Below are 14896 nucleotides of genomic sequence, written 5' to 3' on the forward strand. Positions count from 1 at the left end.
TTATCCTCCCAGTTTCGGAATGCCGTGTGCGGCAGTGGCAAAGGCCACGTTCTTGGTTTCCATGTAAAAGTCGAACGACCAATCGCCACCGTCGCGCCCGATCCCGCTGGATTTCACACCTCCGAAGGGCGTGGGTAGATGGCGGACATTCTCCGAGTTCACCCAGATCATGCCCGCCTGCATCGCCTCGGTCATGCGAAGTGCGCGGGTCAGGTCGCCGGTCCATAGATAGCCAGCCAGCCCGTATTGCACGTCATTGGCCAGCGCCAGCGCCTCGGCCTCATCTGCAAAGGGGATGGCGGTCAGTACGGGACCAAAGATCTCTTCCTGTGCGATGGCCATGTCGTTGCGTGCGTTTGTGAACAGCGTGGGGCGGACATAGCAGCCCGGCCCATCAAGCTTTTCGCCGCCGGTTGCAATGGTCGCCCCTTCGGCGCGGGCCTTTTCGAAATAGGACAGCACCTTGGCCTCGTGCACCGGGTGGATCAGCGGGCCGATCACCGTCCTGGGGTCCAGCGGGTGGCCAATCGGGATGCGCGCGGCCTTTTCGGCCACCTTGGCGGCAAAGGCATCGTAGACAGATTCCTCGACCAGCAGGCGACTGGACGAGGTGCACCGCTCGCCGTTCAACGAATAGATCATGAAGACCGCCGCATCGGCGGCACGATCAAGATCCGCATCTGCGAACACGATCACCGGATTCTTGCCGCCCAGTTCGAAATGCACCCGTTTCAGCGTCGCGGCGCCCTGAGCCATGATACGGCTGCCGGTCCGCGATTCTCCGACAAAACCGATGGCCTTGATCAATGGATGCTCGGTCAGCGCGCGGCCTGCATCTTCACCCATGCCGTTCACGAGGTTCCACACGCCGGGGGGCAGGCCCGCCTCTTCCGCGATTTCGATCAGCAGGCGGGCGGTCAGGGGGCTGAACTCCGCCGGTTTGTGCACCACGGTGCAACCCGCCGCCAATGCGGGCGCGATCTTCCACGTCGACAGCATGAAGGGCGTGTTCCACGGCGTGATGATCCCGACGGGGCCGATAGGGGCGCGGCTGGTGACGTTCATCTGGCCAGGGCCAAAGATCGACCGTCCATCGCGGGCCTCGGGGGCCTTGTCGGCGAAGAAGCGGAAGTTCTCGGCCCCGCGCAAGGCGGCCTTGGACATGAAGCGCAGCGCCTGCCCTGTGTCCAGGCATTCCAGAAAGGCGATTTCCTCGGCCCGTTTTTCGATGGCATCGGCGATGCGGTGCAGCAGCTTGCGCCGCTTGCCGCCGTCCATGCGGGCCCAATCGGCAAAGGCGGCCTGCGCGGCTTGCGCCGCCTGGTCGATATCCGGGCGGCCACCATGCGCGACTTTGGCCAGTGTAGTCAGGTCGACAGGTGAAATCGTGTCGAACCAGCCGAGGCTGCCCTCTACTGCGTGCCCGCCAATGTGGTTCAGCACGCCGCCGTCCTTGAAACGCTGCAGGTGCGCCCCGGCGCGGGACAGATTGCTCGCAAGATCGTTCATCTGAGCTGGCATGACATCCTCCGCTATTAATTAACACGTTAAGTTAAGGCTGGCGTTCTGTCAACCCTCCGTGTCTTGCGGTCTGGCGGCGCGCAGGAGTACACATGGTCATGGCCTCCGAAAAACCAGACTTCTTGCCGACGAACGTTCATCATTCGCTGCCCATGGCGTTGCTGAGGGCGCGCGAGTCGGTGATGCGCCAATATCGTCCCATGCTGGAGGCGCATGGGGTGAACGAGCAGCAGTGGCGTGTGTTGCGAGTGCTTGCCGAGGAAGACCAGCTCGATGCCAGCGAAGTCGCGGCGCGGGCCAATGTTCTGGCGCCGTCCCTGACCCGGATGATCCGCTTGATGGTCGAGAAAGGGCTTATCGAAAAGGGGCGCGATGGCGCGGACGCCCGCCGCGTGATGCTGAAGATCGCTCCGAACGGCGTGCAGGTGATCCGCACCGCAAGTTCGGAATCACGGCGCATCTATCAGGATATCGAGGCGCGATATGGTCCCGAACGGATGACGCTGCTTGTGACTCTTCTGAACGAACTCTCGGTGCTGGACGGCGACTAAAGCCGCTTTTCAAAGAAGAAATCTGCGTAGGGATTGTCGTTATAGCGCGGGATCTCGATCCATCCGTCGCGACGATAGAGCGCGATGGCCTCGGCAAGGTGGCGACTGGTATCCAATCTCAGGCAGATATAGCCGAAATCACGGGCCGCCTGTTCAACAGCCGCCATCAATCGCCGCGACAGGCCAAGGCCCCGCGCCTCGGGTGCAATCCAAAGACGTTTCACTTCGCCGCTTTCGCCATCCGGGCGCAAGCCGACACATCCCAGACAACGGCCATCGCGCTCGGCGAGCAGGAAAATTCCCTTGGGTGGATCGTAGCAGGCCGGATCCGGGTCCGCGCCCGGACTGAACACTTTGCCAAATCGACTGGAGAGTTCGTCATAATAGGCGGTCAGGCATTCCTGTGCCTGGGGATCGGTGACGGAAACGGTGCGCAGGGTGATGTCTGTCATAGTGCCTCGGTGCCGTTGATCAGTAGTGCCGCGCCCGGATATGCGTTGCAAGGGTTGCATGGCTGCTTCACTGCCCCCAAATTGTATTGAGACTTCGGGCCAAACCCGTTACACGCCGCCCGCGCACGCCCGCGCACTTTCGACCACCGTTGCCGGAAGGGCCCGCCATGCTTCCAACCCCATGCTATGTCATCGACAAGGCACGTCTGCTGCCGAACATGGAGAAAATCGCCTGGCTGCGAGAGCAGTCCGGCGCGAAATCTCTGTTGGCGCTGAAGTGCTTTGCCACATGGTCGGTCTTCGACTTCATGTCGCAGTACATGGACGGCACGACCTCGTCCTCGCTGTTCGAGGTGAAACTGGGGCGCGAGAAGTTCCCTGGCGAAACCCATGCCTATTCGGTTGCCTATGCGCCGGATGAGATCGACGAGGTGCTGGCAAGCTCCGACAAGATCATCTTCAATACCATCGGCCAGCTTGACCGCTTTGATAGCGTGTCCGCAGGTCATGTGCGTGGGCTGCGGGTGAATCCCGGCGTCTCGACCTCGGGCTTTGATCTGGCCGATCCGGCGCGGCCGTTTTCGCGCCTGGGCGAGCATGATCCCGACACCATCGTCACGATTGCCGACCGTGTGACGGGCTTCATGTTTCACAACAACTGCGAGAACGCTGATTTCGACAGGTTCGACGCGATGCTCGGCCATATCGAACAAAGGTTCGGATTCCTGATTCGCCAGATGGACTGGATCAGTCTTGGTGGCGGTATCCACTTTACCGGCGAGGGGTACCCCCTGGACAGGCTGGCGGAACGGCTGAAGCGATTTGCCGGCGAAAACCGGGTGCAGGTGTATCTGGAGCCGGGCGAGGCGGCGATCACCAATGCCGCCACGCTGGAGGTGACGGTGCTCGACACGCTGTTCAACGGCAAGAATCTTGCCATTGTGGACAGCAGCATCGAGGCCCACATGCTGGATCTGCTGATCTACCGCCAATCGGCCAGGATGGCACCCGATATCGGCCCGCATGAATGGATGGTCTGCGGCAAATCCTGTCTTGCCGGGGATATTTTCGGAGAGTTCCGTTTCGACAAACCGCTGAAACCGGGCGACCGTCTTTCGATTCAGGACGCCGCAGGTTACACAATGGTCAAGAAGAACTGGTTCAATGGCGTGAAAATGCCGTCGATCGCCGTGCGCGAGCTGGATGGCACGGTAAAAGTCGAACGTACATTCGGTTACGATGAATTCGTGACCGCCCTTTCGTAGAACTGCAATACCCCAAGGAGGTGCATGGGCGAAATGAAACGCAATGTCCTGATCATCGGCGCCGGTGGCGTGGCCCAGGTCGTCGCGCACAAATGTGCGCAGAACAATGACCTGCTGGGCGACATTCACATCGCTTCGCGGACCGTCTCGAAATGCGAGGCGATCATCGCAAGCGTCCGCGAAAAAGGCAGCCTGAAGGTCGATGGCGTGCTTCAAGCCCATGCCGTGAACGCCCGTGACACGGCAGAGGTCGCCGCGCTGATCCGTGAAACTGGTGCGCAGATCGTGATCAATGTGGCGCAGGCATTCGTGAACATGCCGGTTCTGGATGCCTGTATCGAGACGGGTGTGGCGTATATGGACACTGCGATCCACGAGGATCCGGAAAAGGTCTGCGAGGCGCCGCCATGGTATGGCAATTACGAATGGAAGCGGCGCGAGGCTGCGGCAAAGGCTGGCGTGACCGCAATCCTGGGCGTCGGCTTCGATCCGGGCGTCGTCAATGCCTATGCCAAGCTGGCGATTGACGACTATGTGCCGGAGCCTGCCTCCATCGACATCGTGGACATCAATGCCGGGTCGCATGGGCGCTGGTTCAGCACCAACTTTGATCCCGAGATCAATTTCCGCGAGTTCACTGGCACGGTCTACAGTTGGCAGAACGGTGGCTGGCAGGAAAACCGGATGTTCGAGGTGGGCAAGACCTGGGCTCTGCCGGTGGTGGGTGAGCAAAAGGCCTATCTGACCGGCCATGACGAGGTGCACAGCCTGGCGACCAACTATCCGCAGGCGGACGTGCGGTTCTGGATGGGCTTTGGCGATCACTACATCAACGTCTTTACCGTGTTGAAGAACCTGGGCCTGCTTTCGGAAAAGCCGGTGACCACTGCCGAAGGCTTGGAAGTGGTGCCGCTCAAGGTGGTGAAGGCGGTGCTGCCGGATCCCTCCAGCCTTGCGCCGGACTACACCGGAAAGACCTGCATCGGAACGCTGGTCAAGGGTATGAAGGACGGGCAGCCAGCCGAAGTCTTCATCTACAATGTCGCCGATCACAAGGAAGCCTATCTTGAGGTCGGATCGCAGGGGATCAGCTACACTGCGGGTGTTCCGCCGGTTGCCGCAGCGATGCTGATTGCGGACGGAACCTGGGATGTCGGCGCAATGAAGAACGTCGAGGAACTGGATCCCAAGCCGTTCCTGGACATTCTGAATCGCATCGGCCTGCCCACCTGCATCCGCGATGCACAGGGTGATCGGCCTCTGACGTTCTGAGCGCCAGGACAACGTGGATGTGAACCGGGGAAGCCGTTTTCCCCGGTTTTCGTTTCCCTGCTGCATTGCCCTTGATTCCGGGCTGTGCGACGCTTGATGTGTAGTTTGGGGGTGTCGCGGTGGGTCGGTTGCGTAATCACATCGTTGGGTCGCTTGCTCTGTCGGCCGTGCTGATCGCGCCGTCGGCAGGCGCGCTGGAATCCGTAAATTTCAATCTGAGCGGCGCGTCGGATGATCTTGCAGCCAGCCTCCAAGGCGCTTCCCTTGTCGAGGCTGCCCGGCGCGATCGGCGCACGGATCCCCAAGAGATATTTGGTGCCGCACAGGCCGATTATGCCCGATTGCTGGGTGCGCTTTATGCGGCGGGTCGGTATTCCGGCACCATCTCCATCAAGATTGATGGGCGCGAAGCTGCGGATATTGCGCCATTGAATGCGCCGGCCCGCATCGGGACCGTAACCATAGCGGTCAATCCGGGGCCGGAGTTTGTCTTTAGCCGCGCCGATGCCACGCCGCTGGCGCAAGGCACCGAATTGCCAGACGGTTTCGCGGTGGGCCAGCCTGCCTTGTCCGGCACGATCCGTCAGGCTGCCGATGCCGCAGTAGACGGTTGGCGCGCAGCAGGTCACGCAAAGGCGCAGATCGGCAGTCAGCAGTTGCTGGCCAGCCACCCGCGCCAGACACTGGACGCGCGCCTTGGCGTGGCTCCGGGGCCACAGGTGCGGTTTGGCAAGCTGACCTTTACCGGCCAGAACCGGATGCGGTTGGCGCGGCTGTACAAGATCGCAGGGCTGACCGAAGGGGTGGTCTATTCCCCTGAAGAGCTGCGCAAGGCGGCGGATCGTTTGCGCCGCACGGGTGTTTTCAGATCGGTTGCGCTGACCGAGGCGGAAACACTTGGTCCGGGCAATACACTGGACATCACGGCCAGCGTCGTAGAAATGCCGTGGCGGCGTCTGGGGTTCGGGGCGGAAGTGACCAGTACCGAGGGCGCCAGCGTTTCTGCGTTCTGGATGCATCGAAACCTGCGTGGCGGCGGCGAGCGCATGACCGTCGAGGCCGAGGTTTCCAAGATCGGTCTCAAGAACAGTGGCGGCGTGGACTGGACCCTTGGGGTCACGGTCGAACGCCCTGCCAGCTTTACGCCCGACACGACGGCCAAGCTGACCCTCGGGTTGGGGCGCGAAAGCGATGTCGGCACGCGCACCGATCTGGTCCGCTTTGGCTTTGGGCTGAGCCATATCTTCTCTGACCGGCTGACGGGACGCGCGGACATTCTGTACACGATTTCGCGGGCCACCGACTCGTCGGGCCGCCGCGTGTTCCGCAGCCTGTCCCTGCCGGTCGGTGCGACTTGGGACCGGCGGGACAACAAGCTGGACCCGAGCCGCGGCTTCTGGATCGACGCCGAAGCCATGCCCTTCCTGGGGTTCAAACAGACCGGATCGGGTCTGCGGGCCAAGATTGATGCACGGGGGTTCTATCCGCTGGGTGAACGGGTGGTTCTTGCCGCCCGGTTGCAAGGCGGCATCGTGACCGGCACGACGTTGCCGGAAACGCCGACCGACTACCGATTCTGGTCAGGCGGCGGCGGAACGGTCCGTGGCCAGCCCTACAAGTCGCTTGGTGTGACGATTGGGCGTCTGACGGTCGGTGGCACGCAATTCGTGGGTGGTTCATTCGAAGTGCGGGGCAAGGTGACGGACAAGATCGGTGTGGTCGGATTTGTCGATTACGGTCGCATCTCTGATGCAGATTTCTCGGCCGCGCCATTGTCCAACTGGCATGCCGGAGCGGGCATCGGGGTGCGGTATGCGACGCCGGTCGGCCCGCTGCGGCTGGATCTGGCGGCGCCCGCAGGTGGGCGCAAGGGGGATGGGGTGCAGTTCTATCTTGGCATCGGGCAGGCATTCTGATGCGGCGCCCTTTTCTTGTCGCCGCCTGTCTTGTCCCGCTGGCCGCATATGGTCAGGGCACCGATGATCGTAGTTTTCTGACCGGCTTGCTGGAGGACAACCTGTCCGGCGCCGGGCGTCAGGTGCGGATCGAGGGCTTTCAAGGGGCCTTGTCGTCACGGGCACAGATCGCAGAACTGACCATCGCCGATGATGAGGGTATCTGGCTGCGGCTGACGGATGTCGCGCTTGACTGGAGCCGCGCCGCCCTTCTGGTCGGGCGGGTCGAGGTCAACAGCCTGACCGCCGGTCGTATCGAGCTGACGCGGCTGCCCCAGACCGACCCCGAGGCGCCCAGCCCCGAGGCTTCGCCGTTTGCCTTGCCGGAACTGCCTGTCTCTGTGCGGATCGGCGCATTGACGGCGGATGCGATCAGTCTGGGGCCAACCATTCTGGGCGAGCCGGTGGTGGCGCGTCTTGAAGGCTCCGCCAATCTTGCGGGCGGGGATGGACAAGCCGAACTGCGCCTGGAACGCACGGATGGAACGATGGGCAGGCTGGCGCTGGAAGGCGCGTTTGCCAATGCCAGCCGGGAACTGTCGTTGGATTTGTCCTTGCAGGAACCACAAGGCGGTATCGCTTCACGTCTGATCGGTCTGCCCGGAGAGCCTGCGCTGGATCTGACCATTGCTGGCGCGGGACCGCTGGCCGACTTCACCGCCGATGTCGCATTGGCCTCTGACGGCGAAGACCGGTTTGCCGGCACGGTCGCGCTTGCCGCGGATGCCGATGGTACACAGCGGTTCGGCGTCGATCTTCAGGGCGATGTGACGCCACTGTTCCTGCCGGAGTATCGCGCCTTCTTTGGCCCGGATGTCGGGCTATTCGCCGAAGGCAGCCGCAGCCCAGAGGGGCTGATGTCGCTGGATGATCTGCGTGTGCGTTCTGCGGCCCTGACTGTGGACGGTGCGGCGTTGATTGCCCCGGATGGCCTGCCTCAAATGCTCAAGTTGGCGCTCAATCTTGGGTCTTCCGATGGAGAGCCGGTGCGGCTGCCGGTTGCAGGAGACCCCGTGCTGGTTGCGGGTGCGGTGCTGGACCTGAGCTATGATTCACTGACCGACGGGGAAGGCTGGGCGCTGAGCGGTCAGATTGCCGGGCTTGACGCCGCTGCGGGCCGTGCCGAACGGCTGGATCTGACTGGCAGCGGTCGCATCGCGCGCCAGCCCGATGGGCGGAACACCGTGGGCGGGGCGTTGGAGTTTGACGGTGTTGGCCTGCAACTCGCCGACCCGGCACTGGCCGAGGCGCTTGGGTCTGCCTTGCGTGGGACCCTGCGCTTTGACTGGGCCGAAGGGCAGCCGCTTTCCGTGCCGCAGTTGCAGTTGTCCGGAGCCGGTTTTGCCGCCGATGCCAATGTGACGGTCGGCGGCGAGGTTGCGGCTTTGGCAATAGATGGCCGGGTTCAGGCGCGGGTTGACGATCTGTCGCGCCTGTCCGCGATTGCCGGACGCGAGCTTGCCGGGGCGGGGCAGGTGGCGTGGCAGGGAATGGTCGTTCCCTTGTCGGGCGCGTTCGATGGCGTGGTATCCGTGCAGGGGACGGATATCAGCCTGGGTCAACCAGAGGCTGATGCTCTCTTGCGCGGCCGCAGTTCTGTCCGTCTTGATGCCGCCCGCACGCAGCAGGGAACCCAGATCCGGGCATTCTCGGTCGAGGCCCAGACGTTGACGCTTGGCGGGCAGGGCTGGATCCGCTCTACCGGCCCCGATCTGATGGTCCATCTCAATTTTGCGGATCTTTCCAGCCTTGGCGGTGGGCGCGGTGGTCGGCTCGTGGCGGATGCCACCCTCAAGGGTAGCGCGCTGGACAATGATCTGACAGTGACGCTGAACGGCACCGGAGCCGACCTGAGAACCGGCATCGCCGAGGTAGACGGTTTGCTGCGAGGCAGATCGACATTCGAAATGGCCGCGCATCTGCTGGACGGGACGGTCACGCTGCATAAGGCGATGGTCAATGGCAACGCATGGCGCGCAGATGCAACCGGCAGCGTTTCGGAAACCGCCCGAGATCTCTCGGCCCGTTTCGATTTTGCCGATCTCTCCGTCGTTGGCGCTGGTTTTGGCGGCGCGGTCCAAGGGGATGTGGCCTATACATTGCAGGCAGGCCGCGAACAGGCGGCGCTGTCGGCGAATGCGCAAGGCCTGTCCGTAGGTCAGGCCGAGGCCGATCGCCTGCTGCGTGGGGCGACCAGCCTTTCGGCCGATGTCAGCCGTGAGGCTGGCGTCATCCGGCTGGAAGGGCTGCGACTGGACAACCCGCAAGTGACCGCCCGTGCCGATGCGCAACAAGCCAATGGGCAACGGCGCGTCGATCTGACCGCGCGGCTGAGCGACCTTGCCTTGCTTGTCCCCGGCATTCCTGGGGCCCTGACGGCAACGGGCCGGGTGGACGAGGAGTCTGGCCGCCTGACCCTGGATCTGACCGCCCAGGGGCCGGGCGGGATCAACGCTCGATTGGGTGGAACGGCGGCAAGTGACTTTTCCACCGTGGCGCTGACGGTGGCAGGGTCTGCGGATGCTGCCTTGGCCAACGCATTTCTGGGTCCGGTGGCGATGCGCGGGCCTTTGCGCTTTGATCTGGCGGTGAATGGACGTCCTGCCCTGCAAGCTGTGTCCGGTGTTGTTTCCTTGGCCGATGGTCGCGTGACCCTGGCCAATCCTCCGTTCGCGTTCTCGGGCATCGCCGCCAGGGTAAACCTTGCCGCCGGGCAGGCAACGCTTGATCTGCGGGCACCGTCCGACGCCGGGGGCGTTGTCTCGGTTTCGGGCCCGGTGTCATTGACCGCGCCGTATTCAGGTACTTTGCGCGTTGCGTTGCAGGCGCTGACGCTGCGTGATCCGCAGTTGTACGAAACCCGTGCCAGCGGCGCATTGACCATCTCTGGCCCCTTGACCGGCGGCGCGCGCATCGCGGGTGACATCACGCTTGCGGATACCGAGTTGCGCATCCCCTCGACAGGTCTTGGTGGTGCGGCGGCGATTCCGGATCTGCGCCATATCGGAGAGCCTGCTGCCGTCCGGCGCACCCGCGCCCGTGCGGGTCTTCTGGGGGATGCGGGCGCTGCTTCTGGCGGAAGCGCCCGTGCCTTTCCGCTGGATGTCACGATCTCGGCCCCGAACCGGGTGTTCATCCGTGGCCGTGGGTTGGATGCAGAGCTTGGCGGCGCTTTCCGCATCACCGGCAGCACCGCGAATGTGGTTCCGGCAGGGGGGCTGGAACTGATCCGGGGGCGGCTTGACCTGCTGGGCAAGCGATTCTCGTTCACCGAGGGCCAGATGCAGATGGAGGGAAGTCTGATCCCGACAATCCGCCTGGTGGCAACGACGGAAACGGTCGATGGCACAGCCAGCGTGGTGGTCGATGGCCCTGCCGATGCACCAGCCATCAGTTTTCTCTCATCGCCCGAACTGCCCGAGGAAGAAGTGGTCGCCCGGCTGCTGTTCGGTCGTGGCCTGACCACACTTACGCCGATCCAGGCGGCGCAACTGGCCTCTGCGGTCGCGACACTGACCGGCAAGGGCGGGAGTGGGGTTGTCGATCGGCTTCGCAAGTCCTTTGGTCTGGATGATTTCGATGTGTCGACCACGGAAAACGGTTCGGCTGCCGTCCGTGCCGGAAAATACCTGTCGGAGAATGTCTACGTTGACCTGACTTTGAGCGGTGCGGGGGAATCTGAAGTGTCAATCAACCTTGACCTTAGTCCGACCGTCACAGTCCGGGGACGTACGTCTGCCAGCGGCGATACCGGCATCGGGATCCACTATGAGCGCGATTACTAGGCCTTGCCGTTCTGAACGGCATTGACGGCCGCGCCCATCAACACGGCCCAGGCGCTCAGGTAGAACCACATCAAAAGCGCAATCACTGCGCCGATCGAGCCATACACCTTGTTGTAGTTGGCAAAGTTCGAGAGGTAGATCGAGAACCCGGCCGACGCGGCCAGCCACAATAGCACCGCCACGCCCAGCCCCAGCGATAGCAGGGGCTGCCGCTGACCTTCGACATTCGGGCCATATCTGTAGACCAGCGCCACCCCCATGATGGTTGCCAGCGGCGCAATGGACCAACGGGCAAAGGCGACAAGATAGCTTTCAAACAGGCCCAGCGGGACAAAAGCCAGCACAAGGGGCACCACTATTCCGGCAGCAAGCGCCACGACGGCCGCGCCCACCATGGCCAGAGTCAAGGCCATCGACACCGCCTGATGATGCAGCCCGCCGCGATTGCCCTGCCCGAAGATCGCGTTGATTCCCTGAACCAGGGCAGCCATGCCCGCACGGGCCGACCACAGCGCAGCGCCAAGACTGATGATGGTTGTCCAGCCTAGACGACCCGCTCCGGCACCGACCAGCCCCTGCACCTGTCCATTCAGGATCTGGAATGCCTGAGGCGGCAGAAACTCTGCCAGATCGGCCATGTTGGCCGCGACAACATGGGGGTCCGCGAATAGGCCCCATATGGCCACAAGGGCTGCAAGTGCGGGAAAAATCGCCAGAACGCAGAAAAACGCAACGCCGGCTGCGATCAGGCCAAGATGGCGTTGGTCTGCGACATACCAGACACGCTTGATTGCCGCAAAGGTCGCGCGAAGCGCGGCGGACTTCGTTCGCGGCATAAGCAGTCACCCGAAAAACGAACAGGGGGCTGGAAATATCCCAACCCCCGGACGACCCCCGTCAGGGGATCAGGAACAGGCCGTTCAGTTCGAAGCAGGAGCCGCAGTCGTGGTGCCCGTTGCGTCGTCACCGCTGTTGGCCAGAGCCGCGACCAGCGCCAGGCCAGCCAAGCCAGCAACAACTGCACCACCGCCTGCGCCCAGCGAGCCAACGCCAGGTGCGCTCGACGGCACGATGACCGGCGGGGTGGGTTCTTTTTCGGTTTTCGTTACAACTGGTCCGCCGGCAAAGGCAACGCTGGACAGGGTCAGCGTGGCAACTGCAGCGATTGCCGTGATCATTTTCATGGCAAACTACTCCTTGGGTGAATTACTCTAGTGGTCTTGATACCATCGGCACCACCTCAAGTATAGGCCAAAATCCGTAGCTTATCCGTGAGGGTCCGATAGTCGCAAATTTCCAACACTTGTGCCGGTCCACTGACGGGACTGCCTGATTTTTCCGCGATTATCTACCCAGAACCGATTCTCGAACACCGATCCATCGCCGATACAGACCTCGTCGATCACGCGCGTTGCGTAGCGGCGGCCAGCAATTTCCAGCGTTTCCTGTCCTTCGGGGCGCAGGTGGCATTCATAGGTCAAGGTCACCGTGCGGTCGGCGCCATCGAGGCTCTGATAGCTGCGCGGGTGGCTGCCCTGACCCAGGGCAATCGCCTTGGCGGATGGGGCCAGCGACGACATCAGGTCCGGCGGAAGGCCGCGGGTCGAGATCAGCACCCCGTCGCGCAGTGTCAGGGTGATGCCGTCCAGCGAGGCGAAAGTCTCGGTTCCAAGGTTGGTTGCGATCCGTCCAAAGCCGGTGCCGCGCCCATCCGATTCGACGACGACAAACATCAGCTTGACAGGCGAGCTATCGACCTGCGCCGGCGTCAGGGCTGGCACACGCGATGGCGGCTTGCGGGAGTCGCCAATCGCACTCAGCGCCTGCCGGGCCTTGTCCCAGCCGACAGTGCGCGCCGGGTCGTTGGAACAGGCGGCCAGTCCCAGGCCCAGGGACAGGACCAAGGCGCTACGCAACGCGATTGTCATCGCCAGACTCTCCCCCACTGGTCTTCCAGCTTTTGGCTATGACCGCCGCGCACGGTTTCGTACAGGCGATTGTTCACATTCAGCCTCGCGCCGCCATCGCGCTGGATCGGGCGCAATGTGGTGGTCGAGGCGCCGCGTATGGGGGCGCCGCTGATCCAGTTGAAGGGAATCGAAAGCCGGATCCCCTTGTCAAACGACCCTTCGCCAAAGCGTGCGGCCGAGACGTTGGTCTTTGTGGCAAAGGCGCCGACGCGCCAGCCGTTGGCGAACTCGCGGTCCAGCGACAGGGTGGCGCCAATATCTCCGGCCAGATAGCGGCCGATGTCCAACTGGACATGATAGTCGCTTGGCAGCGCGTAATAGGCCGACAGATGCCCGGTGGCGATCGAATAGGTGCCGAAGGACGTTGCCGATGTGAATGACCGCTGCCGCACATAGTTGATCTCGGCCCCAAGGGCGAGGCGGCTGTCTACGGGCTTCCACAGCAGTTCGGCGGACACGCCGCCAAAGCTGCGCTCAAGATACCCGGCGGTGATGCGGCTGTACAGGTTGGGGCCGGGGCGCGCGAACCAGTCCAGGGTCAGCCGTTCCAGTTCCGTGTCCTTGCGGCTGCGCAGGTAGTCTTCGGTGCGGACGCGAGGCAGGACCGAGTTCGAAGGCCGGTTATACGACTTCAGGTTGCCCGCCAGGCGGTGCGTGACGGCGCCGGACAGGAACAGGCCCTGTGCCAGGCGCAATTCGCCAGAGAACCGAAGACCGACATCGGCGCGCAGCGGCTCTGCCGGATCAAACAGGCCATAGCGCAGATAGGGCGCGATCCCCCATCCAAGACGCGGCTGCGGGGTCGGGTTGGCCACATGGCCGACCGACAGGCGCGCGGCATCCGTGACTTCGGCCTGCCGCCACAATGCCGCGGCATTGTCCGGCGCATTCTCCAGCGACTCGACATCCGACCGCTTCACGCGCACACGCGCGAGATCCATGCCGCGATCCACGGGCACAATATCAAAATACTCGACCGTTGCGGGCATCGTGGTGGTCAGGGCGCGCAGGGCGCGTCCGATGGCCTGGGCGCGGGAATCATACCCGCCGGTGCGCAGCCGCAATTCGACATGGGTGCCGGTGATGGCCAGAGATTCCATCCCCAGCCCGTCGGCTTTCAGACGGTCGGCGACCTTGCCGGCAAGCCCTTGGGCCGCCGCCGTGCCCCCAGCGGCGGCCCAGCTGTCGGACCATGCGGCAGGATTGGCCGACGGCGAAGGGCGCAGCGCAACAGGGGCAGGGGCAGGGCCGGAAACCCCCGCCACGGCGCGACGTTTGGGGTTCAGCGCGATATTGGCCGAAAAGCCGATCTCGGAACCGTAGAGGTAATAGGCACCGACGCGAATGCCCTCGGACACTTGATATTCCGCGCCAAAGTTCAGCGGGCTGCGGCGTTTGAACAGGCCCTGCTTGACCGCCTCTTCGCTGTAGGCGTCAGAGGAATACTCGAACTTCAGCCCAAGCCGGTCATTGACCTGCCATTCGACGCCGCCGAACCCCGCAACCGGGCCGCGGAACCACTGCCGGAAGTTCGGCGTGCCGCCTGTGGTCGTCTGCGCCCTGGGGCGCGTGCCGGTGTTGGTGAACGCGCCATAGCTTCCCAGGCGTCCCCATCCCAGACCCGCGCTGACCTTGAGATCCGGCGTAACATGTTTGGTTGCAACGATATATTCGCCAGAGAAGATACCCGTGCCCACAAAATCCTGTAGCCCCACCGTGACAGCGGGCCACCAGCGCCCTTCATCCAGGGCCTGATAGCGGATGTCGAAGCTGCGGTCGAAATAGGTGTCGTTCGGCCCGAATCCCGCTAGGGCCAGCCCGCGCACGCCGGTATAGCGGAAGCTGCCCTGAAGACGCGGAGCGATCTGGAATGTCAGGGTCGTCCGCGTGGTGCGGGCAAAGCGCGAGACGGTCACGGACAAATCCCCGTCGGGCTGTGCCTCTGCCGTCGGCATGTCGATCAGGCCCGTTACGCCATAGAAGTTCAGCGTCGGTCGTGTGTCCGCGATGGCCGCGACCGGCAGCGCGGCTGTCAGCATCAGCGCGGCAGCGGAAGTGGCTGGAATGCGGCGCCAGGCAGATCGTGACATGCGGTGGTTCCTTGCGGTTTTGCGCACTCTATGCG

11 protein-coding genes are annotated in these 14896 nt (G+C 63.2%); 5 read left to right on the forward strand and 6 right to left on the reverse strand.

Annotation, left to right across the window (positions count from 1 at the left end):
* Complete coding sequence (gene hpaE, locus BW970_RS14625; protein WP_076532682.1) at positions 1-1509, reverse strand: 5-carboxymethyl-2-hydroxymuconate semialdehyde dehydrogenase; 1509 nt, start codon at positions 1507-1509, stop codon at positions 1-3.
* Positions 1510-1613: 104 nt separating this feature from the next.
* Between hpaE and hpaR the strand changes: the two genes are divergently transcribed.
* Entirely contained in the window at positions 1614-2072 is a 459-nt protein-coding gene (gene hpaR, locus BW970_RS14630; RefSeq protein WP_076532684.1) for a homoprotocatechuate degradation operon regulator HpaR, read from the forward strand.
* Here the strand turns inward: hpaR and BW970_RS14635 are convergent.
* Positions 2069-2524 (reverse strand): GNAT family N-acetyltransferase, encoded by a 456-nt coding sequence (locus tag BW970_RS14635; RefSeq protein WP_076532687.1) that lies wholly within the window; start codon positions 2522-2524, stop codon positions 2069-2071. The genes hpaR and BW970_RS14635 overlap by 4 nt on opposite strands.
* Positions 2525-2691: 167 nt before the next feature.
* Between BW970_RS14635 and BW970_RS14640 the strand changes: the two genes are divergently transcribed.
* From BW970_RS14640 to BW970_RS14655, 4 genes are all read left to right on the forward strand, one after another.
* Positions 2692-3789, forward strand: coding sequence for a carboxynorspermidine decarboxylase (locus BW970_RS14640; RefSeq protein ID WP_076532690.1), 1098 nt, complete (start codon positions 2692-2694; stop codon positions 3787-3789).
* Between the two features lie 33 nt (positions 3790-3822).
* The gene (locus BW970_RS14645) at positions 3823-5061 is read left to right on the forward strand and encodes a saccharopine dehydrogenase family protein (protein ID WP_076532980.1); all 1239 of its coding nucleotides are present in this window, start codon (positions 3823-3825) and stop codon (positions 5059-5061) included.
* A 119-nt stretch (positions 5062-5180) separates the two neighbouring features.
* On the forward strand, positions 5181-6977 hold the full coding sequence (locus BW970_RS14650; protein ID WP_076532693.1) for an autotransporter assembly complex protein TamA: 1797 nt from the start codon (positions 5181-5183) through the stop codon (positions 6975-6977).
* Complete coding sequence (locus tag BW970_RS14655) at positions 6977-10801, forward strand: translocation/assembly module TamB domain-containing protein (RefSeq protein ID WP_076532696.1); 3825 nt, start codon at positions 6977-6979, stop codon at positions 10799-10801. Before BW970_RS14650 ends, BW970_RS14655 begins: the two co-directional genes overlap by 1 nt.
* Here BW970_RS14655 and BW970_RS14660 read toward each other — a convergent pair.
* The 4 genes from BW970_RS14660 to BW970_RS14675 form a co-directional block, all read right to left on the reverse strand.
* Entirely contained in the window at positions 10798-11637 is an 840-nt protein-coding gene (locus BW970_RS14660) for a YihY/virulence factor BrkB family protein (RefSeq protein WP_076532699.1), read from the reverse strand. The two genes, BW970_RS14655 and BW970_RS14660, sit on opposite strands and share 4 nt — an antisense overlap.
* A gap of 84 nt (positions 11638-11721) precedes the next feature.
* Positions 11722-11985, reverse strand: coding sequence for a hypothetical protein (locus BW970_RS14665; RefSeq protein ID WP_076532702.1), 264 nt, complete (start codon positions 11983-11985; stop codon positions 11722-11724).
* Positions 11986-12066: 81 nt separating this feature from the next.
* A complete protein-coding gene (locus BW970_RS14670; protein ID WP_083701289.1) occupies positions 12067-12729 on the reverse strand; it encodes a YjbF family lipoprotein in 663 nt (220 codons plus the stop codon).
* On the reverse strand, positions 12726-14861 hold the full coding sequence (locus tag BW970_RS14675; protein ID WP_076532704.1) for a YjbH domain-containing protein: 2136 nt from the start codon (positions 14859-14861) through the stop codon (positions 12726-12728). Before BW970_RS14675 ends, BW970_RS14670 begins: the two co-directional genes overlap by 4 nt.
* Positions 14862-14896: the final 35 nt, after the last annotated feature.

Origin of the sequence: Gemmobacter megaterium (assembly GCF_900156815.1) — a bacterium.
Taxonomy (GTDB): Bacteria; Pseudomonadota; Alphaproteobacteria; order Rhodobacterales; family Rhodobacteraceae; genus Wagnerdoeblera; species Wagnerdoeblera megaterium.